This window comes from Kitasatospora sp. NPDC001225 (assembly GCF_053597855.1).
Map to the genome: position 1 here is coordinate 1 of NZ_JBSFJC010000121.1, position 24,753 is coordinate 24,753.

Annotated in this window: 20 protein-coding genes; 4 read left to right on the forward strand and 16 right to left on the reverse strand. The window is 73.4% G+C overall.

The window, feature by feature from the left end; translation table 11 throughout:
- From ACWDCZ_RS30940 to ACWDCZ_RS30980, 9 genes are all read right to left on the reverse strand, one after another.
- Positions 1-962, reverse strand: a 962-nt coding sequence (locus ACWDCZ_RS30940) for a transketolase family protein (protein WP_449817558.1), incomplete at its 3' end; no start/stop codon positions are given.
- Positions 959-1,777, reverse strand: coding sequence for a thiamine pyrophosphate-dependent enzyme (locus ACWDCZ_RS30945; RefSeq protein ID WP_049648968.1), 819 nt, complete (start codon positions 1,775-1,777; stop codon positions 959-961). The genes ACWDCZ_RS30945 and ACWDCZ_RS30940, both read right to left, overlap by 4 nt.
- The gene (locus ACWDCZ_RS30950) at positions 1,774-3,627 is read right to left on the reverse strand and encodes a M20/M25/M40 family metallo-hydrolase (RefSeq protein ID WP_074000677.1); all 1,854 of its coding nucleotides are present in this window, start codon (positions 3,625-3,627) and stop codon (positions 1,774-1,776) included. The genes ACWDCZ_RS30945 and ACWDCZ_RS30950 overlap by 4 nt, the downstream gene beginning before the upstream one ends.
- The gene (gene argC, locus ACWDCZ_RS30955; RefSeq protein WP_074000676.1) at positions 3,624-4,676 is read right to left on the reverse strand and encodes an N-acetyl-gamma-glutamyl-phosphate reductase; all 1,053 of its coding nucleotides are present in this window, start codon (positions 4,674-4,676) and stop codon (positions 3,624-3,626) included. Before argC ends, ACWDCZ_RS30950 begins: the two co-directional genes overlap by 4 nt.
- Positions 4,669-5,988, reverse strand: a complete 1,320-nt coding sequence (locus ACWDCZ_RS30960; protein WP_074000675.1) for a DegT/DnrJ/EryC1/StrS aminotransferase family protein — start codon at positions 5,986-5,988, stop codon at positions 4,669-4,671. Before ACWDCZ_RS30960 ends, argC begins: the two co-directional genes overlap by 8 nt.
- Complete coding sequence (locus tag ACWDCZ_RS30965) at positions 5,988-6,617, reverse strand: PLP-dependent aminotransferase family protein (protein WP_049648972.1); 630 nt, start codon at positions 6,615-6,617, stop codon at positions 5,988-5,990. Before ACWDCZ_RS30965 ends, ACWDCZ_RS30960 begins: the two co-directional genes overlap by 1 nt.
- 14 nt (positions 6,618-6,631) lie before the next feature.
- Positions 6,632-7,501, reverse strand: a complete 870-nt coding sequence (locus ACWDCZ_RS30970) for a RimK family alpha-L-glutamate ligase (RefSeq protein WP_049648973.1) — start codon at positions 7,499-7,501, stop codon at positions 6,632-6,634.
- Positions 7,498-7,686, reverse strand: a complete 189-nt coding sequence (locus ACWDCZ_RS30975) for a lysine biosynthesis protein LysW (RefSeq protein ID WP_049648974.1) — start codon at positions 7,684-7,686, stop codon at positions 7,498-7,500. The genes ACWDCZ_RS30970 and ACWDCZ_RS30975 overlap by 4 nt, the downstream gene beginning before the upstream one ends.
- A 116-nt stretch (positions 7,687-7,802) precedes the next feature.
- Positions 7,803-7,961 (reverse strand): hypothetical protein, encoded by a 159-nt coding sequence (locus ACWDCZ_RS30980; protein WP_158077651.1) that lies wholly within the window; start codon positions 7,959-7,961, stop codon positions 7,803-7,805.
- Positions 7,962-8,099: 138 nt separating this feature from the next.
- Between ACWDCZ_RS30980 and ACWDCZ_RS30985 the strand changes: the two genes are divergently transcribed.
- Positions 8,100-9,146 (forward strand): LuxR C-terminal-related transcriptional regulator, encoded by a 1,047-nt coding sequence (locus tag ACWDCZ_RS30985; protein WP_074000674.1) that lies wholly within the window; start codon positions 8,100-8,102, stop codon positions 9,144-9,146.
- Positions 9,147-9,203: 57 nt separating this feature from the next.
- Here the strand turns inward: ACWDCZ_RS30985 and ACWDCZ_RS30990 are convergent, their stop codons facing one another.
- Both ACWDCZ_RS30990 and acnA read right to left on the reverse strand, forming a co-directional pair.
- A complete protein-coding gene (locus ACWDCZ_RS30990) occupies positions 9,204-10,511 on the reverse strand; it encodes a glycoside hydrolase family 18 protein (RefSeq protein WP_074000673.1) in 1,308 nt (435 codons plus the stop codon).
- Positions 10,512-10,702: 191 nt separating this feature from the next.
- A complete protein-coding gene (gene acnA, locus ACWDCZ_RS30995) occupies positions 10,703-13,348 on the reverse strand; it encodes an aconitate hydratase AcnA (protein WP_049648977.1) in 2,646 nt (881 codons plus the stop codon).
- Positions 13,349-13,999: 651 nt separating this feature from the next.
- Between acnA and ACWDCZ_RS31000 the strand changes: the two genes are divergently transcribed.
- Positions 14,000-14,533 (forward strand): superoxide dismutase family protein, encoded by a 534-nt coding sequence (locus ACWDCZ_RS31000; RefSeq protein ID WP_117487775.1) that lies wholly within the window; start codon positions 14,000-14,002, stop codon positions 14,531-14,533.
- Between the two features lie 53 nt (positions 14,534-14,586).
- Here the strand turns inward: ACWDCZ_RS31000 and argF are convergent, their stop codons facing one another.
- From argF to ACWDCZ_RS31015, 3 genes are all read right to left on the reverse strand, one after another.
- Positions 14,587-15,588, reverse strand: coding sequence for an ornithine carbamoyltransferase (gene argF / locus ACWDCZ_RS31005; RefSeq protein ID WP_449817559.1), 1,002 nt, complete (start codon positions 15,586-15,588; stop codon positions 14,587-14,589).
- Positions 15,589-15,763: 175 nt separating this feature from the next.
- Positions 15,764-18,460 carry a polynucleotide kinase-phosphatase gene (locus tag ACWDCZ_RS31010; protein WP_449817560.1) on the reverse strand — a complete coding sequence of 899 codons (2,697 nt, stop codon included), beginning with the start codon at positions 18,458-18,460 and terminating at the stop codon, positions 15,764-15,766.
- A complete protein-coding gene (locus tag ACWDCZ_RS31015) occupies positions 18,457-20,040 on the reverse strand; it encodes a 3' terminal RNA ribose 2'-O-methyltransferase Hen1 (RefSeq protein ID WP_449817561.1) in 1,584 nt (527 codons plus the stop codon). Before ACWDCZ_RS31015 ends, ACWDCZ_RS31010 begins: the two co-directional genes overlap by 4 nt.
- Before the next feature lie 141 nt (positions 20,041-20,181).
- Here ACWDCZ_RS31015 and dapD point away from each other — a divergent pair, with 141 nt between their 5' ends.
- Entirely contained in the window at positions 20,182-21,186 is a 1,005-nt protein-coding gene (dapD, locus tag ACWDCZ_RS31020) for a 2,3,4,5-tetrahydropyridine-2,6-dicarboxylate N-succinyltransferase (protein ID WP_049648981.1), read from the forward strand.
- Between the two features lie 149 nt (positions 21,187-21,335).
- On the opposite strand, the gene ACWDCZ_RS31025 is transcribed toward dapD, so the two are convergent.
- A complete protein-coding gene (locus ACWDCZ_RS31025) occupies positions 21,336-21,635 on the reverse strand; it encodes a DUF6087 family protein (RefSeq protein ID WP_063780004.1) in 300 nt (99 codons plus the stop codon).
- Positions 21,636-21,777: 142 nt separating this feature from the next.
- Complete coding sequence (helR, locus tag ACWDCZ_RS31030; RefSeq protein ID WP_449817562.1) at positions 21,778-23,934, reverse strand: RNA polymerase recycling motor ATPase HelR; 2,157 nt, start codon at positions 23,932-23,934, stop codon at positions 21,778-21,780.
- A gap of 489 nt (positions 23,935-24,423) precedes the next feature.
- Between helR and ACWDCZ_RS31035 the strand changes: the two genes are divergently transcribed.
- The coding region (locus ACWDCZ_RS31035) for a hypothetical protein (RefSeq protein WP_449817563.1) at positions 24,424-24,753 on the forward strand (330 nt) is incomplete at its 3' end.

The following is a 24,753-nucleotide window of genomic DNA, read 5'->3' on the forward strand; positions in this document are numbered from 1 at the left end:
GTCGGCGGCGACGGCATGATCAACCTCGCCCTCCAGGCCGGCAGCCGGCCGGCGCCGCCGGCCCGGGCCACCGCGGCGAGCACGGCGGGCAGCGTGAGCCCGACCGCGGCCATGACCTCCTCGTGGTCGCCGCCGGTGGAGGGCCAGGTCAGGTCCGCGCTCGCCGCGGTGACCTCGCACCCGGGCATCAGCAGCGCGAGGGCCTCGGCCGCCCCGCCCTGGGCGCGGTGCTCCTCGACCACGACGAACCGCCGGTGGTGGCGGGAGAGTTCGGCCGCGGCGCGGGCCAGGTTCGGGTGGTCCAGGTAGACCAGGTGGGCGTGGCCGGTGCCGGGGCGGGCCTCCCGCGCGGCCAGCGCCAGGCGGGTGCCCTCCTCGCCGACCGACACCAGGCAGACCTCGCCCGGCTCGGCCCGGGACTCCCAGGTGACCAGCGGCGCCCGCTCGCCCTCCCGGTCGAGCGAGCGGTACTGGGCGTTGCGCCCGGTGCGGATGTAGTGCGGCCGGCCGGAGCGCACGGCCTCGCGGACCACCGCGCGCATCTCCGCCTCCCCGTAGGGGGCGGCGATGACCACGCCCGGGATGCTGCGCAGGACGGCGAGGTCCTCCAGGCAGTGGTGGGTGGTGCCGAACCAGGCGCCGGAGACGCCCGCGTACGGCGCCACCACGGTGACCCCGGCGTTCAGGTAGCCCAGTGTCAGCTTGAGGCTCTCCGCCGCGCGCAGCGCCGCGAAGGGCGCGAAGGTGCTGACGAAGGGCTTGTACCCGCCCGCGGCGAGGCCCGCCGCCATGTCGACCATGGCGCCCTCGGCGATGCCGAGGTTGAAGAAGCGGTCGGGGTGGGCGGCCTGGAACGGGTGGCCCTTGCCGCCAAGGTCCGCCTCCAGGCAGAGGATGGTGTCGTCCTCGGCGGCGAGCCCGGTCAGCTCGTCGCGGTAGGCGTCACGGCCCGAGAGGGTCATCGGATCGCTCGCTTCCACTTGGCGGCGCGCGTGGCGTCGATGGTCACGTAGTGGGAGCCGGCCTTGCCCTCCACGGCGGGCACGCCCTTCCCCTTGACGGTGTTCGCGATGACGGCCAGCGGCCTGCGGGCCCCGGCCCGGTCCCCGGCGAGCAGCCCGGTGAGCGCCGCCAGGTCGTGCCCGTCGGTCTCGGCGACCTCGAACCCGAAGGCGGCGAACCGCTCGGCGAGCCGGGGCAGCGGCGAGATGTCGGCCACCATGCCGTCGTTCTGGCCGCCGTTGCGGTCGACCACCAGCACGAAGTTGCCCAGCTCCTGGGCCACGGCGACCTGGCAGGTCTCCCAGACCAGGCCCTCCTGGAGCTCGCCGTCGCCCGCGACGGCGATGCCGAGTCCGCTCCGGCCGCCGATCCGGCGGGCCATCGCCCAGCCGGCGGCGTACGGGACGCCGTGGCCGAGGCTCCCGGTGGGGAAGCGCACGCCCGGGACCTTGGGGCCCGGGTGGCCGGTGAACGGCTCGCCCGCCAGGCCGTAGCGCGGTGTCGGGTCCTCCGGGAGGACGCCGCTGACGTGCAGGGCCGCGTAGAGCCCGGCGGCGGCGTGGCCCTTGCTGAGCACGACCTCCGTGCCGTCCCCGGCCGAGGCCCGGTGCAGCGCGGCGATCAGGATGTCCAGGACGGACAGGCTGCCGCCGAGGTGGCAGCCGCGCGGCCCGGCGGCCATGTCGACCACCAGCCGGCGGGCCCGTACGGCCCGGTCGGCCAGGGTGGCCAGCAGGTCGTCCCCGGTCTGCGGCGGGGCGAGCAGGGTGCTCATCGACGGCTCCCCTCGGGCAGGGCGAACCACCGGTTGACGGCGTCCGCGAGCAGCGAGCGGGCGGTGCGGTACTCCATGGCGCCGATCCGCTCCTCGTCGGTGTGGTCCAGCGAGGAGTCGCCGGGGCCGTACGCGACCATCGGCACGTCCCGCCAGGTGGTGGCCAGGGTGTTCATGTCCGAGGTGCCCTTCTTCACGACGAAGCGGGGCCGGACGCCGGTGTCCGCGAAGGCCCGGCTGAAGACCTTGACCAGGGAGCTGGAGCGGCCTCCGACGTACCCGGGGGTGGCCCGCAGCACCTCGATCTCCACCCCGGGGCGGACCTGGTCGAGCGCCGCCGAGCGCAGCGCGTCGAGGTCGGCCGTGGGCGGCACCCGGAAGTTGAGGATCCCGGTGGCGTGGTGGTGCTCGCGCCCGGTCCGGCTGCTGATCTCGATGACCGCGCTCAGCGCGTCGGTCGCGTGGGCCAGCACGGCCGTCCGGATGCCGCCGAGCGCCTCGATCAGCAGGTCGGGGGCGGAGACCGCGTCCTGTCCGGCCGAGTGGCCGCTGGACACCGAGGCGGTCACCTTGAGCTTGAAGAGCCCGAAGTAGCCGAGCGTCAGCTTCTCCGAGCCGCTGGGCTCGCCGATGACGACCGCGTCGGCCGGGTAGTGGTCACGGACGTGGAACGCGCCCTTGGAGGAGGAGATCTCCTCCTCGACCGCGCCGACCACGCACAGCTGGCCGTCCTCCGGGATGTCCGCGTGCGCGAGCACCTCCAGGAAGTTGGCCAGGCAGCCCTTGGCGTCCACGCTGCCGCGGCCCCACAGTTCGCCCTCGCGCCACTCGGCCGGCCAGCGGTGCGGCACGGTGTCGAGGTGGCCGAGGAGGAGCAGCCGGCGGGGCCCGATGCCGCGGCTGGCGACGAGGTTGCCCGCCTCGTCGACGGCGGCGTCCATGCCGCGCTCGCGGCACCACTCGGCCAGCAGGGTGGCGAGTTCGGCCTCGTCACCGGAGACCGAGGGCACCGAGACCACCCGGGTCAGCAGGCTCAGGTCGGCGGAGGGCTCGCGCACCCGCCAGAACCTGGTCCAGTTGGCCGGCTCGGACATGGTGTGCGGCCCGGTGATGGCCACGTCGGCGCTGCCCTCCAGGGCGATCTCGGCCGCGCGGACCTTCTGCCGCATGCGCCCCGCGGCGTACCGCGCTCCGTCGCCCGGGTAGGCGTCGGCCAGCGTGGAGCGCGGGTCGTCCTTGTCCGTCAGCAGTCCGGCGGTGCCGGTGACCAGCCGCAGGTGGTCGGCGTCCAGCGCGTTGGCGAGGACCGCCGCGAGCACGTCGGCGTCCACGTTGAGCGGGGCGCCGCCGTCCGGGTCTGCGACCGGCGCGGACAGGCAGACCAGGTCGTACGTGTCGAGCAGGGCGTTCAGCCGGGCGGTGTCCACCTGGGCGGGCACGCCGGCCCGGTGGTCGCGGACCACGATCGGCCGGCCCTCGGCGGACAGCGCCTTGAGCGGGCGGTTGGCCCGGCCGGTCACCAGGGCGCCGCGCGCCGCGACGGCGGTGAAGACGCCGAGCCCGAGGGCCCGGGCCTCCCGCTCCACGGCGGGCAGGGTGACCCGCTCGTAGGCGTCGACCAGGTGGGTCATCTCCTCGGGCGGGCAGTAGCGCACCTCGTCGCCGTTGGCGAGCCGCAGCTGCGGCATCGGGCGGGCGATCGCGCGGTAGTGGGCCTCGATGCCGGTGGCACCGCCGGCGACCAGGAGCACCCGGGCGCCCCGGGCCACCAGGTCGGCCAGCTCCTTGTGGATCGTGCCGTGGTCGAGCGTGGCGCTGCCGACTTTGATCACGTACAGCGGACGGCTCACGGCGACACCGCCGTGGTGGGCAGTCCGGTCGTCTCGTCCAGGCCGGAGATCAGGTTCATCGCCTGGATCGCCTGGCCGGCCGCGCCCTTGATCAGGTTGTCCAGGGCCGCCACCGCGACGCACTGGTCGCCGCGCACCGCGACCGCCACCTCGGCGACGTTCGAGCCGACGACCGCCTTGAGCATCGGGAAGTCCTGCGCCGCCTTGGGGGCCGGCCGGACCCGGACGAAGGGCTTGCCGAGGTACGCCTTGGCGTAGGCCCGCTTGACGTCCAACGCCGTGACGCCGTCCCGCAGTTCGGTGTACGCGGTGACCATGATGCCGCGCGACACGTCCAGGCTGTGGGTGGAGAACCGCAGGTCCACGGCGGCGCCGGTGAGGTCGGCGATCGCCTGCTGGACCTCCGGGGCGTGCCGGTGCCCGTGCAGCTTGTGCACCCGGATGTTGCCGCTGCGCTCGGCGTGCGGCTCGCCGCCGCCGCGACCGCTCCCGGTGGAGCCGGTCTTGGCGTCGACCACGACCCGGTCGGTCGCGAGCGAGGCGGCGAACATCGGGTAGAGCGCGTAGATGGTGGTGACGGCCATGCAGCCGGGCAGGCTGATGAACCGCTCCTGCGGGACCTCGGGGCTCAACTCCGGTATGTAGTAGGCGAAATCCTCGCTCGGCGGGTTCGCGGCCGTCCTCGGGTAGTGGGTCCGGACGTCGTCGCCGTCGCGGAGCCGGAAGTCGCCGCCCAGGTTGAGCACCCGCTTGGCGTTGTCGGCGATCAGCGGCAGCTGCTCCGGCAGGGTGCCGGTCGGCAGGCAGCCGAAGGCGACGTCGACGGGGCCGGCCTCGGCGAGCTGCGCCAGCGGCCGGAGCGTCAGCGAGCCGGCCCTGGGGTGGTTGCGCAGCCACGGGTGGACGCTGCCGACCGTGGCACCGGCGTTGCGCTCCGCGGAGAGGAACGCGAGCTCCACCCCGGGGTGTTCGAGCAGCAGCCGGATGACCTCGCCGCCGGTGTAGCCGCTCGCGCCGATGACGGCGACGCGGATCTTCTGGTCAGCCAAGGCGGGCCGCCTTCTCCCACGGACGGCGGTGGTCGCCGCTCTCGACGAGCTTGCGGATGGCGTCCGGGCGCCGGGCGACCTTCCGGAAGGCGTCCGCGTAGCGCAGGATCCGCTCGTACTCGACCGGGGAGCGCAGCTCGCGGCAGAGCACCAGGGTGCTGTCGAGCATGCCCAGGGTGACCGGGAAGTCCTCCGGCCGGTGGTCGCGCACGGCGTCCGGGTTGAGCGAGAACGGGTAGCCGTTGCCGAAGCCGTCGCGGTGCCGGAACGGCAGGTGGCACGGGATCGGGGTGTTCTGCCACTCGCGGGCCGGCACGCCCTCGGCGACCAGCAGCTCGTGCACCGCCTCCTTGACGGCGTGCACCGGCAGGTCCTCCAGGCCGACGGCCTCCGGGTGCAGGGTGGTCCGGTACATGTTGTACGCGTGCACGTGCCCGTCCGGGACGTGCGGCGGCGTGAACAGGCCGGTCCCCGCCAGGGCCTCGCCGAGCAGGGCGGCGTTGCGGGCCCGGATCTCGTCGTAGTACGGCAGCCGGGCCAGCTGGCTGGTGCCGAAGGCGGCGGCCACCCAGGACATCCCGTAGTCGATGGCGTGGCGCTCCAGGTAGGCGACCGCCCGGCCGTACGCCTCCTCGGTGGCGTAGAAGGCGATGCCGCCCTCGCCGCCGAGCGGGAAGTTCTTGTCGGCCATCAGGCTCTGGCCGGCGGCGTCGCCGAAGGAGCCGGCCACCCGGTCGCCGATCTTCGCGGAGTGGGCGTGCGAGGCGTCCTCGACGAGGGCGATGCCGTGCTGGTCGGCCAGGGCGCGCAGGGCCGGCACGTCGGCGGGCAGGCCGTGGACGTGCACCGGCATGAGCGCCCTGGTCCGGGGGGTGATCGCGGCGGCCGCGGCCCGCGGGTCCATGCAGTAGGTGTCCGGGTCGATGTCGACGAACACCGGGATCGCGTGGGCGGCGACCACGGCCTGCGCGGTGGCGATGAAGGTGAACGCCGGGACGATCACCTCGTCACCGGGCTGCACGCCGGCGCCGACCAGGGCCATGTGCAGGCTGGAGGTGCCGCTGGCGGTGGGCAGGGCGTACTCGGCGCCGACGTAGGCGCGGTACGCCTCGGCGAAGTCGGCCACGACCTTGTCGGGCGACTGCCGCTGGGCGAGCATCAGGTTGAAGACGTCTTCCTTGGTGATGATCGGGAAGAGCGTGCGGCGCTGGGCCTTGGGGATCATCGCGCCGCCGCCGAGGGCGGCGAGCTCGTCGGCGAGGTCGGCTTCGGTGGGCAGGGGCAGGGGCGAGTTCGGGAAGTCGGTGATCATCAGCGTGCTCCGGAGCTTGCGGCGGCGGGGCGAGCCGCGTGGGTCAGGGCCATCCGTACGCAACCGGCCACCAGGGGGCTCAGCCGGTAGTTGAACTGCACCCCCGGCACCAGGTCCTCGTCGGCCTCCTGCTGGGTCCACATGGTGCGCAGGTCGTAGGCGCCGAAGATCTTCAGCCGCTCGGCCCGGGCCCAGAGCCGCTCGTCGTCGGTGAGCACGGCGGCGGCCGGGCCGAAGCCGAGCCCGCTCAGGTCCACCACCAGCGCGGGGGCGGTGGCTTCGGCGGTCAGCTCGTCCAGCCGGCCGGCGTTCTCGGGGGTCAGCGAGACCAGGTCGAAGGCGGCCGGGGCCTGCCCCTCGACGGTGACGCCGAGCCAGGCCAGGAAGGCCGTGGTGGCCTCGTCCGGCCCGGCCAGGGCGACTGTGTCGCCGTGGCCGATGCCCTGGCCGGCCAGGGCCGCGTGCAGGGCCCCGGTCCGGCTGTTCAGCAGGACGGCCTTGGCGCGGCCGGTCCGCTTGGTCAGCAGCCGCTCCAGGGCGGGCAGTTCACGGTCGCTCTTCTCGATGCTCATGACCACGCCCGAGGTGAGCACGCGGGCGAGCACCGTCGCGGTGTCGAACAGTTCCATGGTTCCTCTCCGGGTCACACGGCCGCGGCCGTCAGCTGCCCCGCCACGTACGAGGCGAGGTGGCCGGCGACGTTCACTCCGTGCAGGGCGGAGGAGCGGGCGAATTCGGGGTTGGCGTTCACTTCCAGGACGAGCAGGTCACCGGTGGTCCGGTCCTCCACCAGGTCGACCCCGTAGAAGCCGGGGCCGAGGACGTCGACGATCTGGACGCAGAGCTTCTCCATCTCCGGGGTGATGTCGACGCGCCGCACCTCGGCGCCGAGGTGGGTGTTGGTGCGCCAGTCGTCCGAGACCCGTTGGATCGCCACGACCGGGGTGGTCCCGACGACGACCACGCGCAGGTCGTGGCCGGGCTTGTCGATGTACTCCTGCACGATGACGGGGAAGAGCTTCCCCGCGGCGTCGACGGACTCGCGCCCGGCGGCCCAGGCCTCCAGGCACGCGGCGTCCGCGAGCTTGGTGACACCGCGCCCCCAGGAGCCGCTGACCGGCTTGACCACCGCCGGCATGCCCAGCTCGGCGACGATCGCGCGCACCTGGTCGTAGCTGAAGGCGTGCCGGGTGTGCGGGTGGGGGATGCCGTGCCGGGCGAAGAGCAGGGCCTGCAGGCCCTTGTCGTTGCAGGTCTCGATGGTCGACGCCCGGTTGAGCGTGGTGATCCCGGCGTGTTCCAGGCGGCACGAGACGCTGATCGCGTCCCGGTGCGAGAGGTTGCGGATCAGGGCCAGGGCCGGCGGGTCGGTACGACCCGCCACCACGTCGGCCAGATCCTCCATGAGCAGTGGAGTCGCCGTCAGACCCTCCCCGCGCAACGCCCCGAGGAGGAGTTTCTCCTCGGGGCGCAGCATGGTGGCCGACAGCAGGACGCGGCCGGAGGAGGTCACTCGCCCCAGTCCTCTTCCACCTCGGGGGCCAGGTCGAGGCGGACGCCGGCCTCGGACTTCTCGACGACCTCGTGCTCCTGGCCGCAGGCCGCGCACTCGGTCACCTCGCCCCGCTCCCAGGCCTCGTCGACCTCGAAGTCGGTGTCGCACACCAGGCATTTCGGTACGGCAATCGCAGCGGTCATTTCTCTCTCCTTCTGAATGTCGGCGCGCCGATATCCGCGAAACGTGATTCGCAGCACTCCCGCAGGTCGGCGGATCGGCGCTACTGTCCAGGGGTGGCGGATTCCCACCCGGCCGATCAGGCCCAGCCGGGGTCGCCCGGCAGGAGCGCCACGTCGCTGGCGGCAGCGGTGGGGGCGCTGCTGGGGGCGTCCGGCGCGGCGGAAACGACGATCACCGCGACGGCGGCCATAACGAAGGACGCGAGGATTCGACCCGGGAACCGCATGATCTTCATTTCCACCCCTAGATAGACCTATCCGTTCGTGCTGGGGGGTTTCCCCGCACACAGAGAGAATGCCTGGGAATGGGTCCTTGCCAGAAGAGATCCGATGGCTCAGGATCGTGCACTGCAAGATTCCGAAGGGGGTGGCACATGTGCGACATATCGGACGTCAGTGGCCCGGAGGCCCACCCCGGGCCCTGTGACGAGGGGATCACGTTCTACCGCAAGGCCGTCCTGCTGGGGAGGGCCCCGACGGCGGAGCCGCCCGCCTGCCTGACCGAGCTGGGGCTGCTGACGGCGGCGCTGGGCGACCCCTCGGTCCTGGTGCCGGTCCCGCCCGAGGTCGCGACCACGGCGCTGCTGCACCCGATGGAGCAGCAGATCCTCGAACAGCAGCAGCAGGTGGCCGCGATCCGGACCGCCATGTCCCAGGTCGAGAGCGTCTACCGGACGCTGCGCCGGGAGGGCCGGGACAACGTCCAGCGGCTCAGCGGCGCGGCGGTCATCGCCGCCGCGGTGGCCGAGACGACCCAGGCGACCGAGCGGGAGCTGCTCACCGCGCACCCGGGCGGCAGCCGGCCGACCGACGTCCTCGCCAGATCGCTGGTCCTCGCCCTGGACGCGCAGAAGCGGGGCGTCCGCCAGCGCACGCTCTACCAGCACTCCGTCCGGGCGCACTACCCGACGCTGGACTACATCAAGGCCGTCACCGAGGCCGGCATCGAGGTGCGGACCGTCGACGAGGTCTTCGACCGGCTCATCATCTGCGACCGCTCGGTGGCGTTCATCCCCGACAAGGAGCTCGAACACCACAACCACGCGCTCAAGGTCACCGACCCCGGCGTGGTGCACTTCCTGGCCTCGGTCTTCGAGCACGCCTGGGAGCGGGCCGCGCCGGTCGTCTACGAGAGCGACCAGCAGCGCCCGCCGCTGCTCACCGACGAGACCCGGCTGCGGGTGCTCCAGCTCATGGTGGACGGCTACACGGACGCCGCGATCGCCAGCCGGCTCGGCATCAGCTCGCGGACCGTGGCGAGCCACCTCAAGCGGGTGTCGGAGATCCTCGGCAGCAACAGCCGGGCCCAGCTCGCCTACCTGACGGCGCAGAGCGGCATCCTGGACGGCTCCCCGCCGCCCGCCCGGCAGCCCCGGGGCCCGCACGAGCAGCCGGCCGGGCCGACCGGCCCCACGGCGTAGCAGGGCCCGCCGCGGGGGCGTCCGCGGCGGGCCCTGGGTACGGGGCGGGGGGAGCGGTCAGTCGCGGCTCAGGCCGCGGTCCAGCGCGGCGATCGCGCTGCCCCGGGCGTCGTCGCCGTCCAGCGACCAGACCATCACCCCGGCCAGGTCGTTCCAGCGCGTGTACCGCGCCTTCTGGGTGAGCACCTCGGCGGTGTCGTAGCTGTAGAACGTGGTGCCGTCGTACTTCCAGGACGCGCCGTGGTCGCGGTCCAGGTAGACCTTGCCCGGCAGCGCGTTGATCTCCTGGTACGAGTGGTCGGGCGCGGACGCGGTGGCGCTCTGGAAGAGCCCGCCGCGCTTGCCGGGGGCGACGCCGGTCCAGCCGTGGCCGTACAGCGGGGCGCCGAGGACCAGCTGCTCGGCGGGCAGGCCGCGCTCCTGGTAGTGGTCGGCGGCCTGGTCGGCACTGCGCCGGCGCGGGTCCGGGTCGGCCGGGTCGGAGTACAGCGGGGCCTGGTGGTTGGCCGGGCCCTTGCCCTCCCACGGTCCGTGCAGGTCGTAGGTCATCAGGTTCAGCCAGTCCACCGACTCGCTCAGCTGCGGCAGTTCGAGCCGGTCGGCGACCGTCTCGTTGGCGGCCACGGCGGCGGTCAGCAGGTACTTCTTGCCCTTCCGGCCGCTCAGCGCGTCCAGCTGGTCGCGGAACTCCTGCATCAGCAGCGTGAAGTTGTGCCCGTCCTCGGGGCGGACCACGTTGCCCGCGTCCCCGCCGCCGCCCGGGTACTCCCAGTCGATGTCGATGCCGTCGAAGACGCCCGCGGCGGCGCCCTTGCCGCCCTCCGGGGAGTCCGCCAGGACCGGCAGGTCGCCCTTGACGTAGAGGTCGATGCAGGAGGAGACGAACTTCTTGCGGGCCTCGTCGGTGGCGGCCGCGTCGGAGAAGTACTTGGACCAGGACCAGCCGCCCAGCGAGATGACCGTGCGCAGCTGGGGGTTCTTCGCCTTGAGCTTGCGCAGCTGGTTGAGGTGGCCCTTCAGCTTCTGGCCCGGGGCGTCGGCCACGCCGTCCACCGACTCGGCGGCGGAGAAGGAGCGCTGGTAGTCGTTGCGGGCGTCGCCCTGGCCGGCCTCGTTGCTCTCGAAGCAGGTGCCCTCGGCGGAGACGTTGCCGAAGGCGTAGTTGATGACGGTGAGCCTGGCCGCCTGGCCGGACTCCTGGACCCTCTTCGCGGAGCTGTCGGCGCCCCACTGGGTGAAGTAGCCGACCCGTTGGCCCTTCAGCTTCGGGCCGTGCCGTCCGTCGGCGGCGTTGGCGGTGGCGGGGGCGGCGAGCAGCGCGGCGACGGTGGCGGCGGCGAGCAGGGCTGAGGCGCGAGTGGGCATACCGGACCTGTTCTCTGAAGCGGCGTCAAATGGTCTGGACCAGATGGCACAGAGGTTTAGTCCATCCGCCGTTCACCGCACAAGGGGGCGGCCGCAACCGGCGCAGTATGCAAAAAGCTGGTGCGAGAAGCCGTCGCAAAAAGAGGAGGCCGGACCGCGGGATGCGGTCCGGCCTCCTCAGAGGCTCATGCTCAGCCGATCAGCGAGCGCAGCACGTACTGCAGGATGCCGCCGTTGCGGTAGTAGTCCGCCTCACCGGGGGTGTCGATGCGGACGACCGCGTCGAACTCCTTGTCACCGGCCTTGACCTTGACGGTCTTCGGGGTGCGGCCCTCGTTGAGCTCGGTCACGCCGGTGAAGGAGAAGGTCTCCTCGCCGGTCAGGCCGAGGGACTCGGCGTTCTCGCCCTCCGGGAACTGCAGCGGCAGGACGCCCATGCCGATCAGGTTCGAGCGGTGGATGCGCTCGTACGACTCGGCGATGACGGCCTTGACGCCCAGCAGCGCGGTGCCCTTGGCGGCCCAGTCGCGGGACGAGCCGGAGCCGTACTCCTTGCCGGCCAGGACGACCAGCGGGACGCCGGCGGCCTGGTAGTTCTGCGAGGCGTCGTAGATGAACGACACCGGCGCGTCGGCCTGGGTGAAGTCGCGGGTGTAGCCGCCCTCGGTGCCCGGCGCGATCTGGTTGCGCAGGCGGATGTTGGCGAAGGTGCCGCGGATCATCACCTCGTGGTTGCCACGACGGGAACCGTAGGAGTTGAAGTCGCGCTTCTCGACACCGTTGGCGGTCAGGTACTGCGCCGCCGGGGTGCCCGGCTTGATGTTGCCGGCCGGGGAGATGTGGTCGGTGGTGACCGAGTCGCCCAGCTTGGCCAGGACGCGGGCGCCGGCGATGTCGGTCACCGGGCTCGGGGTCTTGGCCATGCCCTCGAAGTACGGGGGCTTGCGGACGTAGGTGGACTCGGCGTCCCACTCGAAGGTGTTGCCGGTCGGGACCGGGAGCGACTGCCAGCGGTGGTCGCCGGCGAAGACGTCCTGGTAGCCCTTGTCGAACATGGCCTCGTCGATGGAGCCGGCGACGGTGTCGGCGACCTCCTGCTCCGACGGCCAGATGTCGGCGAGGAACACGTCGTTGCCGTCGGCGTCCTGGCCCAGGGCGTCCCGGGTGATGTCGATGTTCATGTTGCCGGCGAGGGCGTAGGCGACCACCAGCGGCGGGGAGGCCAGGTAGTTCATCTTGACGTCCGGGTTGATCCGGCCCTCGAAGTTGCGGTTGCCGGACAGCACCGAGACGACCGCGAGGTCGGCCTCGTTGACGGCGGCCGAGACCTCCTCGGGCAGCGGGCCCGAGTTGCCGATGCAGGTGACGCAGCCGTAGCCGACCAGGTTGAAGCCCAGCTTCTCCATGTACGGGAGCAGGCCGGCCTTCTCGTAGTAGTCCATGACGACCTTGGAGCCCGGCGCCAGGGTGGTCTTGACCCAGGGCTTGACGTGCAGGCCCTTCTCCACGGCCTTCTTCGCCAGCAGGGCGGCGCCCAGCATGACGGAGGGGTTGGAGGTGTTGGTGCAGGAGGTGATCGAGGCGATCACGACCGCGCCGTTGTCGATCTCGTAGGACGAGCCGTCGGGGGCGGTGACGGCGGTCGGCTTCGAGGCCTCGGCGGAGTAGGTCGGCAGCGCCTCGGCGAACCGCTCGGCGGCCTCGGCCAGGATCACGCGGTCCTGCGGGCGCTTCGGGCCGGAGATCGACGGGACGACGGTGGAGACGTCCAGCTCGAGGTACTCGGAGTAGACCGGCTCGTGCGACGGGTTGTGCCAGAGACCCTGCTCCTTGGCGTACGCCTCGACCAGGGCGAGCTGCTGCTCGTCGCGGCCGGTGAGCTTCAGGTAGTTGATGGTCTCGGCGTCGATCGGGAAGATCGCGCAGGTCGAGCCGAACTCCGGCGACATGTTGCCGATGGTGGCGCGGTTGGCCAGCGGGATGGAGCCGATGCCGTCGCCGTAGAACTCGACGAACTTGCCGACCACACCGTGCTTGCGCAGCATCTCGGTGATGGTGAGCACCAGGTCGGTGGCGGTGGTGCCGGCCGGCAGCTCGCCGGTCAGCTTGAAGCCGACGACGCGCGGGATCAGCATGGAGACCGGCTGGCCGAGCATCGCGGCCTCGGCCTCGATGCCGCCGACGCCCCAGCCCAGCACGCCCAGGCCGTTGACCATGGTGGTGTGCGAGTCGGTGCCGACGCAGGTGTCCGGGTAGGCCTGGCCGCCGCGGACCATGACGGTGCGGGCCAGGTGCTCGATGTTCACCTGGTGGACGATGCCGGTGCCCGGCGGGACGACCTTGAACTCGTCGAAGGCGGTCTGGCCCCAGCGCAGGAACTGGTAGCGCTCCTTGTTGCGGCCGTACTCGATCTCGACGTTCTGGGTGAACGCGTCCTTGGTGCCGAACTTGTCGGCGATGACCGAGTGGTCGATGACCAGCTCGGCCGGGGCCAGCGGGTTGATCTTGGCCGGGTCGCCGCCCAGCTCCTTGACGGCCTCACGCATGGTGGCGAGGTCGACCACGCACGGCACACCGGTGAAGTCCTGCATGATCACGCGGGCCGGGGTGAACTGGATCTCCTGGCTCGGCTGGGCGTTCTCGTCCCAGTTGCCGAGGGCGCGGATGTGGTCGGCGGTGATGTTCGCGCCGTCCTCCGTGCGGAGCAGGTTCTCCAGCAGCACCTTGAGGCTGTACGGCAGCCGAGCGGAACCCTCGACGGCGGAGAGCTTGAAGATCTCGTACGACTCGTCGCCCACCTGCAGCGAGCTGCGGGCGTCGAAGCTGTTCGCGGACACGACTGACTCCTTCTGGGTGCTTCGTGCGGTATCCGGCCGTCACGCGGTGGTAAGGTCAGCCTTACTTAGGCTTGCCTTGCCCGCATCGCCGGCGAGCGCCTCTCGGCAAGTATCTTGATGTCGAGATATATCCTAGGCGGCAGTTATCTCGATGTCGAGATAAACCATAGTGCATGCCTCGGCACACCGATCGTCCGGGCCGCACCGCTCGCGCTCCGGCCTCTTCGGCCGGACCGCACCGGCCACGACGGCGGCCGCCGTCAGCGGCACCACCACTAGCTCACCACCGGAACCGCCGGTCGGCGAGGGGGCGGCGTCGGCCGGCGGGGCCGTCCGCACTCTTTCCCCTCTGTTCGCGCCCGGTTCGCGTCCGGACCCGGTTCACCCCCGCGCCCGGACGGGTGTGGCGGCTCGCCCGCACGGGGTCCGGTGCGGGGTCCGGTCGGGGTCCGGCGCGGGGTCCGGCGCGGGGTCTGGTGCGGGGTCCGGCGCGGGGTCTGGTGCGGGGTCCGGCGCGGGGTCTGGTGCGGGGTCTGGTGCGGGCCGTCCGCCTGACGCACCGGGGTCCCGGGAGCCCGGAGCGGTGTCCTCCGGGCCGGGGCGCCGTTAGCAGGGGGACCCCCGTCGCCCCGCCCCCGGAAGGCCCGACCGATGACCGCTCCGCTCGCCGCCGCCCTGCTGCCGCTGGCCCTGCTCGCCCCCGCCGCCTCACCGGTCTCGGTCGTCGAGGCCGACTTCGACCCGGCCACCGCCTTCGTCCCCCCGGCGGCGATCAGCTACGCGAGCGACCTGGTGCCGTACGGCGCCCACGTCCGGATCGTCACCGACCGCTCGGTACCCGGGCGGACGGTGCTCACCCTGAAGGCCTCCGGACTCGCCCCCGGCCACGAGTTTCCCGCACACCTGCACACCGGCCGCTGCGGGGCCGACCCGGCCTCCTCGGGGCCGCACTACCAGGACGAGGTCGACCCGGTGCAGCCGTCCACCGACCCGGCGTACGCCAACGAGCGCAACGAGCTGCGACTGGCGCTGCGCACCGACGGGCGGGGCCGGGGCAGCGCCACCACCGTGGTGGGCTGGCAGCCGCGACCGGGCGAGGCGCGCTCGCTGGTGCTGCACGCGGGCACCCCGGCCGGCCCGCACGCGGCGGGCGACCGGGTGGCCTGCGTGAGGCTGGACGGCTGAGCCGCGCGGCCGCCGGGGCGGGCCCCAGGAGCGGGCACCCAGGAGCCGGTGCTTCAGGAGCCGAGGGTGGCGACCAGCACCGCCTTGATGGTGTGCAGCCGGTTCTCGGCCTGGTCGAACACGATGGAGTGGGCCGACTCGAACAGCTCGTCAGTGCACTCCAGCTCGGTCATGCCGGTCGCCTCGTGCATCTGCCGCCCGACCGCCGTGCCGAGGTCGTGGAAGGCCGGCAGGCAGTGCAGGAACTTCACGTCCGGGTTGCCGGTGGCCCGGACGGTGTCCATGGAGACCTGGTACGGCTTGAGCAGCTCGATCCGCTCGGCCCAGACCTCCTTGGGCTCGCCCATCGAGACCCAGACGTCGGTGTAGAGGAAGTCGGCGCCGGCCACGCCCTCGGCCACGTCCTCGGTCAGGGTGATCCGGGCGCCGGTCGTCCCGGCCAGGGCCTTCGCCGACTCCTGCACCTCCTCGGTCGGCCAGAGCGCGCGCGGGGCGACGATCCGGATGTCCATGCCGAGCAGGGCGCCGGTGATCAGCAGCGAGTTGCCCATGTTGGAGCGGGCGTCGCCGAGGTAGGCGAGCGCGACCTCCGGCAGCGGCTTGGCGGTGTGCTCGGTGACGGTGAGCACGTCGGCCAGCATCTGGGTGGGGTGCCACTCGTCGGTCAGGCCGTTCCAGACCGGGACGCCGGCGAACTCGGCCAGCTCCTCGACGATCTCCTGGCCGTGGCCGCGGTACTCGATGCCGTCGAACATCCGGCCGAGCACCCGAGCGGTGTCCCTGACGGACTCCTTGTGGCCGATCTGCGAGCCCGCCGGGTCCAGGTAGGTGGTGGTGGCGCCCTGGTCGTGGGCGGCGACCTCGAAGGCGCAGCGGGTGCGGGTGGAGGTCTTCTCGAAGATCAGCGCGATGTTCTTGCCGCGCAGCCGGGGCTGCTCGGTGCCCGCGTACTTCGCCGCCTTGAGCGTGGCGGCGAGGTCCACCAGGAAGCGGAACTCCTGGGGCGTGAAGTCGAGCTCCTTGAGGAAGTGCCTGTTCCGGAGGTTGAAGGCCATGCCGGGCTCCTGGGGTGACGGGACTGACGGACTGCGGAAAGCGGCAAGTCTATACGATACTCGGAATTTATATACGGAGGCTGGGCGGAGGAGGAGCGCCCACGGGGGCTCCGTCGGTTCCGTGGGCCCCCTCCTCGTGGGCTCCGTGGGCTCCCCTCCTCCGCCTCCGCCGCCGTCACAGCCGCGGGTCGACCGGCTCCGACTCCAGCGCGAGCACCGCGAAGACCGGCTCGTGCACCCGCCACAGCGGCTCCCCCGCCGCCAGCCGGTCCAGCGCCTCCAGGCCCAGCGCGTACTCGCGCAGCGCCAGCGAGCGCTTGTGGCCCAGCGCGCGCAGGCGCAGCCGGTCGAGGTGCTCGGTGTAGTCCGGTCCGTAGACGATCCGCAGGTACTCCCGGCCGCGCACCTTCACCCCGGGCTGCACCAGGCCACCCGGCCGGCCCTTGCCGCGCGCCGTGCGCACCGGCGAGACCAGCGGCTTCACCACCATGCCCTCGCCGCCCGCCTCGGTCAGCTCCTCCCACCAGGCGGTGGCGGCGGCCATCGAGGCCTCGTCCTCGGTGTCCACCAGGATCCGACGGGTGCGCTGGAGCAGGGGCCCCTCGCGGCGCTCCGGCTCCTCCGTGCCGGTCCCCCCGGCCGGGCCGGCGGTGTCGATCCCGTCGGCCTCGTCGGCCTCGTCGGCGGCGGCCAGGCGGTCGATCCAGGCCAGGTGCTCGTCGTGCGGGCGCACCGCGAGGTTCGCCCCCTCGGCCGCGAGCAGCTGGAACGGCGCGAGCCGGATGCCCGACAGGCCCTCGGTCGGCCAGCAGTAGCGCCGGTACGCCTCGGTGAACGCCCGCGCGTCGGCCGCGCGCTGCCGCTGGCGGTCGGTCAGCCGGGCCAGGTCCAGGCCGCGCCCGGCCGCCCGCTCCAGCGCGGACAGCACCTCCGGCAGGGCGGCGCCCGCCGCCGCGCCGACCGCCGCGTACTGGCGGCGCAGCAGCTCCACCGCCTTCAGCGACCAGGGCATCAGCTCGGCGTCCAGCAGCAGCCAGTCGGTGGCCAGCTCCTCGAACAGCCCGGCGCGCTCGGCGGCCGCCCGGACCCGGTCGAGCACGGCGCCGGTCAGCTCCTCGTCGGCGAGGAAGGCGCGGCCGGTCCGGGTCCAGACCGCGCCGGGGCCGGCCACGCCGAAGCGGCGCTCCAGCGCGGCCCCGTCCCGGGCCACCAGCAGCACCGCGCGGGAGCCCATGTGCTTCTCCTCGCAGACCAGGTGCCGCACGCCGTCCGCCCGGTAGCCGAGGAAGGCCTCCTCCGGGTGCTCCAGGTAGCCGTCCCGGCGGGACGTGGCGCTCGGTGCCATGGTCGGCGGCAGGTAGGCGAGCAGCCGCGGGTCCAGCGCGAAGCGGCTCATCACCTCCAGCGCGGCGGCCGCGTTCTCCTCCCGGACGGCCACCCGCCCGTGCAGCCCGGTCTCGACGGTCCGGCGCCCGGCCACGTCGCCGAGGTCCAGCGGACGGCCCTCGCGGGCGCCCGGCGCGTCGGTGATCAGCGGGCGCACCGGGGCGTACCACTCGCGCTCGGCCTCGACGCCCACCAGCTCGCGCTCCGGATAGCGCAGCGCGGTCAGGCTGCCGCCGAAGACGCAGCCGGTGTCCAGGCAGACGGTGTTGTTGACGAAGCTCGCGGCCGGCACCGGGGTGTGGCCGTAGACCACCAGCGCCCGGCCCCGGTACTCCTCCGCCCACGGGTAGCGCACCGGCAGGCCGTACTCGTCGGTCTCGCCGGTGGTCTCCCCGTACAGCGCGTGCGAGCGGACCCGGCCGGAGTTGCGGCCGTGGTACCGCTCCGGCAGGCCTGCGTGGCAGACCACCAGGGCGCCGCCGTCCAGCAGGTAGTGGCTGACCAGGCCGCGCATGAACGCTCGGACCTCGGCCCGGAACTCCTCGCTCTCCCCCGCCAGCTGGTCCAGCGACTCCTGGAGGCCGTAGGCGACGTTGACCTTCTTGCCGTCCATCGCCCGGCCGAGCTTGTTCTCGTGGTTGCCCGGCACGCAGAGCGCGTGGCCGGCCGCCACCATGCCCATCACCAGGCGCAGCACGCCCGGGGTGTCGGGGCCGCGGTCGACCAGGTCGCCGACGAAGACGGCGGTGCGGCCCGCCGGGTGCACGGCGTCCACCGGGCGGCCCCCGGCGTCCCGGGTCAGGGTGTAGCCGAGCCGGGTCAGCAGGGTCTCCAGCTCGGAGCGGCAGCCGTGGATGTCGCCGACGATGTCGAACGGGCCGGTGAGGTGGCGCAGGTCGTTGTAGCGCTTCTCCAGCTCGATCCCGGCGGCCGCCACCTCGGCCTCGCCGCGCAGGACGTGCACCTTGCGGAAGCCCTCGCGCTCCAGCCCCCGGAGGGAGCGGCGCAGCTCCCGGTGCTGGCGGGGGACCACATGGGCCGGCAACTGCCGGTCCGGGCGGGAGCGGTTGCGCTCGGCGCACACCCCCGGCGGGACGTCCAGGACGATCGCGATCGGCAGCACGTCGTGCTCGCGGGCGATCTCGACCAGCCGGCGGCGGGCCTCGGGCTGGACGTTGGTGGCGTCCACGACGGTCAGCCGGCCAGCCGCCAGGCGCTTGCCGACGATGTAGTACAGGACGTCGAAGGCCTCGGCGGAGGCGGACTGGTCGTTCTCGTCGTCGGCGACCAGGCCGCGGCAGAAGTCGGAGGAGACCACCTGGGTGGGCAGGAAGTGGCGGCGGGCGAAGGTGGACTTGCCCGCGCCGCTGGTGCCAACCAGGACGACGAGGGAGACGTCGGTGACGGGGAGGCGGCGGGGGGCGGTGCTCTCCGCGCGGTCCTGGTCCCGGCTCTCGCCGGGGGTGTCGGTCGGGTCATCGGTCATCGGGGCTCGCCTCCTTCGGGCGTCGCGGTCGTGATGGGCACGGTGGTCGCGGTGGGTGCCGCGGCCGTGGTGGATCCCGGGGTCGTGGTGGTCACGGGCGTCGGCATCGTGGTGAACAGGGCCAGCTGGGTCGGGGCGCCGACCTCCTCGTCCTCCGGGCCGACCGGGCGCAGCTCCACGGTGTAGCCGTACGCGGCCGCGACCTTCCCGGCCCAGGCCCGGAACTCGGCCCGGGACCACTCGAAGCGGTGGTCGGCGTGCCGGACGGCGCCCGCCGGCAGGCTCTCCCAGCGGACGTTGTACTCGGCGTTCGGCGTGGTGACCACGACCGCCCTCGGCCGGGCGGCGCCGAACACCGCGTACTCCAGCGCGGGCAGCCGCGGCAGGTCCAGGTGCTCGATCACCTCGCACAGCACCGCCGCGTCGAAGCCCTTGAGCCGGGCGTCGGTGTAGGTGAGCGCTCCCTGCGCCAGCGTCACCCGGGCCGCCTGACGCTCCGGCATCCGCTCCAGGCCCAGCCTGCGCCCCGCCGACCGCAGCGCCCGGGCGGAGACGTCCACGCCGAGGATTCCGGTGAACCGGGCGTCCTTGAGCAGTTCGCCGATCAACTCGCCCTGGCCGCAGCCGAGATCGGCGACGCGGGCGGCACCGGTCTCGCGCAGCGCGGCGAGGATCGCGGTGCGGCGCTGCTCGGCGAGCGAGGGCTGCCGGGGCTCCGGATCGTCCCGCGCCTCCTCCTCGGACCGGTCGTCGACCGCGTTGTCGATCTCCTCGACCTCGCGGTCGTCGGCCTCCGCCAGCCGGGCCAGCTCCAGGCGCTCCATCGCGGCGCGGGTCAGCGACCAGCGCCGGGCCAGGTAGCGGCGGGTGATCAGGGCGCGCTCGGGGTGGGCCGCCAGCCAGCCCTGACCGGCCGCGAGCAGCTTGTCCACCTCGTCCGGGGCGACCCAGTAGTGCTTGGCGCCGTCCAGCACCGGCAGCAGCACGTACAGCTGCTGGAGCGCGTCGGCGAGCCGGACCGTCCCGGAGGAGAGGGCGATCCGGACGTAGCGGGACTCGCCCCACTCGGGGAACGACTCGTCCAGCGGGACCGCCGTCGCCTCGACCCGCCAGCCCAGCGGCTCGAACAGCCGGACCACCAGGGCCGGGCCGCCGCCCTCGCCCGCACCGTTCGCGGGCACGGCGGGCAGCTCGATCCGCAGCGGGCGGGCCCGCCCGGGCAGTTCGGGCCGGGCCGGGCAGTCGCCCTTCATCGCGGACCGGAACACCGTCCGCAGCGCCACCGCGAGCAGCGAGGAGGCGGCGTACGGGCGGTCGTTGACGTACTGGGCGAGCGCGAAGTCGGGCGAGCCGCCGCGCCCCCTGCCGTCGCCCCGGCCCTTGCGGACCAGCGCGATCGGGTCGACGTCCAGCAGCAGCGCCGCCGTGCAGACCTCGTCCCCCGCCTCGGGGTAGAAGACGTGGGCCTCACCGTGCGACGTGGTGAACCGCTGGACCTTGTCGGGGTGCTTGTGCAGCAGGAACCCGAGGTCCGTGGCCGGGTCCTCGGCGCTGCCGGTGGTGGAGATCGACATGAACACCCGCTGAAGTATTGCCCAGCGCCCGAACGCCGGGCACCGGGTTTTCCCGTCCCGCGGGCCGCCGACCGGCGCCTTCGCCGGGCGCGTCCGCCCGGTGGGCGTGTTCGGCACCGGGGCCCCGCATTGGTTAACGTGCACGGTGTGACTGCTGAATCCACCTCGCTCGAATCCACCTCCCCGGCGAACGGCGCCGTGGCCACCGGTCTGGCCACCATCGCCGCCGACGGCACCGTCCTCGACACCTGGTTCCCCGCCCCCGTGCTGGCCGCTGAGCCCGGCCCGGCCGGCACCGTCCGTCTGACCGCCGAGCAGGCCGAGGCCGAGCTCGGCGCCGGCGCGGCCGAGGCGCTGCGCGTCGACGCCCGCCGCGGCGTCGAGGTGGTCGCCGTGCGCACCACCATCGCCTCGCTGGACGAGAAGCCGCTCGACACCCACGACGTGTACCTGCGCCTGCACCTGCTCAGCCACCGCCTGGTCAAGCCGCACGGCCAGAACCTGGACGGCGTCTTCGGCCTGCTGGCCAACGTCGCCTGGACCAGCATCGGCCCCGTCCCGGTGGACAAGGTCGAGCAGGCCCGGCTCGCCGTGCGCGCCCAGGGCGGCCAGCTGGCCGTCTACGGGATCGACAAGTTCCCGCGGATGACCGACTACGTCGCCCCGACCGGTGTGCGCATCGCCCACGCCGACCGCGTCCGGCTCGGCGCCCACCTGGCCGTCGGCACCACCGTGATGCACGAGGGCTTCGTCAACTTCAACGCCGGCACGCTGGGCACCTCCATGGTCGAGGGCCGGATCAGCGCGGGCGTCGTCGTCGGCGACCACAGCGACATCGGCGGCGGCGCCTCGATCATGGGCACCCTGTCCGGCGGCGGCAAGCAGGTCGTCTCGGTCGGCGAGCGCTGCCTGCTCGGCGCCAACGCGGGCATCGGCATCTCGCTCGGCAGCGACTGCGTGGTCGAGGCCGGCCTGTACGTGACCGCCGGCACCCGGGTCACCACCCCGGACGGCACGGTGGCCAAGGCCGTCGAGTTGTCCGGCCAGGACAACCTGCTGTTCCGTCGCAACTCGCAGAGCGGCGCGGTCGAGGTCATCGCCCGCTCCGGCTCCTGGGGCGGCCTGAACGCCGACCTGCACGCCCACAACTGACCTCCGGTCGGAGGCCGTTGGGGTCCGGCGCCCGGGTGGCGCCGGACCCCGCCCGCTTCTCGGGGGCCGGTCGCCTCTCGGGGGCCGGTTACCGCCCGGGGTCCCGTTACAGCCCGACGTCCGGGTCGCGGCCCGGGCCCGCGCGGGCTTCAGGGCTTGCGGTGGCGCCCCGGTGCCTTCCCCGGCCGCCGCGCCTGGCGCCCGGGCCGCGGCGCTCCCGCGCCCTCGGCCCCGTACAGGATCCGCTGGGCGGTGGCGTAGTCCTCGGCCACCGTCTCCGGCAGCCACTGGTAGCCGTCCCAGCGCACGATCAGCCTCGGTTCGCCCGGCAGCACATGGGCGCCCCGCTGCCGCCCGACCGTGAGCCGTACGACCCGCAACTGCCCGACCGGCCGCAGCCGTTGCTCCCGCCTGGCCGCCCACGACGCCAGCGGTTCCTCCTCGTCCATCGCCCCAGTCTGGCCTCCCGACGCCGTCACCCGACACCTGCGTCACCCGACCGGGCGACGCGCGTTCCAGCCCCTCCGCTCCCTCCGTCCGCACCCCGCTCCCTTCGCCGTCTCTTCGCCGTCTCTTCCGACGCTTGACGCTTCACACGCTCCTGAGGACCACCAGCCGCTGGGTGGCCCTGGTCATCGCGACGTAGCGGTCGACCGCCCCCTCGACACCCCCGCCGAACGCCTCCGGGTCGACCAGCACGACCAGGTCGAACTCCAGCCCCTTGGACAGCTCCGGGGTCAGCGACCGGACCCGCGGCCGCGCCTCGAAGCCGGGGGCACCGATCACGCAGGCGACCCCCTCGGCGTGCTCGGCGAGCCAGCCGTCCAGGACGGCGTCCAGCTCCGCCACCGACCCGTGCACGACGGGGATGCCGCTGCTGCGGACGGAGGTCGGCACGTTGGCGTCCGGCAGCGCGGCCCGGATCGCGGGCTCGGCCTCGGCCATGACCTCCTCCGGCGTCCGGTAGTTGATGCTCAGCGAGGCCACCGTGCTCCGGTCGAGCCCGATCCGCTCCAGCCGCTCCTGCCAGGACTCCGTGAACCCGTGCCTGGCCTGCGCCCGGTCCCCGACGATGGTGAAGCTCCGGGACGGGCAGCGCAGCAGCAGCATCTGCCACTCCGCGTCGGTCAGCTCCTGGGCCTCGTCCACCACGATGTGCGCGAACGGCCCGGCGAGCGGCTCCGGGTCGGCACCGGGCAGGGCCGTCTCGTCGACCAGGGTGTCCTGGAGGTCGCGCCCGCGCAGCATCGTCACCGCGCCCTCGCCGTCGTCGTCGGCCTGCAGCAGGTCGCCGATGACGTCGGCCATCCGCGCGCGCTCGGCGGCGGCCGCGGCCTCCCGACGGCGCCGGCGCCGGTCCGCCTCCGGATCGCCGAGCCGCTGCCGGGCCGCGTCCAGCAGCGGCAGGTCGGACACCGTCCAGGCCTGGGGCGCGTCCTTGCGCTGGAGCCTGCGGACCTCCTCGGGGGCGAGCCAGGGCGCGCACATCCGCAGGTAGGCGGGCACCGACCAGAGGTCGCCGACCAGGTCGGCCGCGTCGATCAGCGGCCAGGCCCGGTTGAGCGTCTCGGCCAGCTCCCGGTCCTGCCGCAGCGACCGGCCGAACAGCTCGGGCGAGGCCCCCGCGTCCTCGTCCAGCTTGTCCATCAGGATCGTGGCCAGCTCCTCCCAGATCTGCTCGCGGGCCTCGTTGTGCGGGGTGCCCGGGTCCGGCGCGTCGAACGCGTCGGACCAGTCCTCGGCGCTCAGCCAGAGGTCGGCCCAGTGGGTGGTGACCTCCATCCCCTCGGCGGGCGGCTCCTCGTAGAACCGGACGGCCTTCTCGATCGCCCCCACCATGTCGGCCGAGGACTTCAGGCGGGCCGTCTCGGGGTCGCTCTCGGACCCGGCCTTCGCCCCCTCGGCGACGAGGTCCCGCACGGTGCAGGTGCGCACCCCCTCCTCACCGAGGCTGGGCAGGACGTCGGCGACGTAGGCCAGGTAGGGCTGGTGCGGGCCGACGAACAGCACGCCGCCGCGCCGGTGGCCGAGCCGGGGGTCGGAGTAGAGCAGGTACGCGGAGCGGTGCAGCGCGACGACCGTCTTCCCGGTGCCCGGGCCGCCGTCCACCACCAGGGCGCCCCGGGACCCCGCCCGGATGATCGCGTCCTGGTCGGCCTGGATGGTGGCCAGCACGTCCCGCATCCGGGCCGACCGGTTGCCGCCCAGGCTCGCGATGAACGCGGACTGGTCGTCCAACGCGGCGTGCCCCTCCAGGGCCTCGGCGCTGAACACCTCGTCCCAGTAGTCGCCGATCCGGCCGCCGGTCCAGCGGTACCGGCGCCGGCTCACCAGGCCCATCGGGTCGGCGTGGGTGGCCCCGAAGAACGGCTCGGCAGCGGGCGAGCGCCAGTCGACCAGCAGTCGGCGCCCCTCACTGTCGGTGAGGCCGAGCCGCCCGATGTACACCGGCTCCGGGTCGTCCGCGTGGACGACCCGCCCGAGGCACAGGTCCAGGCCGAAGCGGCGCAGGGCGCGCAGCCGACCGGTCAGCTTGTGCACCTCGATGTCCCGGTCCATCGCCTCCCGGCCGAGGCCGCCCGGCGCGCGGCGCAGCGCGTCGAGGCGGTCGGACAGCTCCGCGATCGACTGCTCCAGGCTCTCCGCGACGGCCGCGAAGTGCCGCTCGTCCTCGCCGATCAGCGCCGGGTCGGCCTTGGCGACGAGGCGGGCGGGAAGGTCGAACGCGCTGGTGGTGCGGCTGTTCATGGCATCAGCTCCGATCTGAGGCCTGCGATTGTGCGCCACCACGGGGGCCTTGCCGCAAGACCCCCCATGCGCTATACGTTGAGAGTGGCAAGGGGTGGGTTCTCCCCCGGCCAGTCTCCGGTTCGTCTCCGAAACATCCCCGGCTCCTTTCCGGGCGCGCTCGACCGTGCCGCGCTCCGCATCGCCGCTCACGCCCCCGCTCCGCGCCGCCCGGTCCACCCGCACCGTCCGCGCCGCTCAGGCTCCCCGGGCCGCGCCGCGCCTAGCCGAGGCGGCGCCGCGACGGCAACCCCGGCTCACCCGGGAGGCTTACCGCACAGCGGAGTTGGACCGCATCGGGTGGTGTCCGGGTGACGGCATCCGGACCGGTTCGTTGGGTGCTACGGCGGGGGTGGGTGCCCCGGTAGCGGGCACTGCCGCCTCCCGCCGTGCGGTCCGAGCCACCGTCGGCCGCCCTACACCGCACCACCGATCCGAAGAGGTCCCGCAATGTCCGAACCATCTGCCACGCCGCAGTTCCCGAGCAGCCCGACGGGCTCGGCCGACGGCACCTCGGCCGGACCCGCCACCCCCAAGAGCCTGCTGGAGCAGATGCAGGAACTGCTCGCCTCCGTCAGCGCGGACCTCGCCGAACTCCAGGGCTCCGTCCCCGGGAGCGCCGACTCCACCGCCTATCCGACCGGCACGGACACCTCCGGTGCGTCCGAGGCCTCGGACGCACCGGGCGCCCGGGAGGGCGGCACCCGCGGCGCAGGCGCGCGCGCCGGTCGGAGTATCCGCCGGTTGTTTAGCTGTCTCCTATCTAAATTAGCGGTTTTG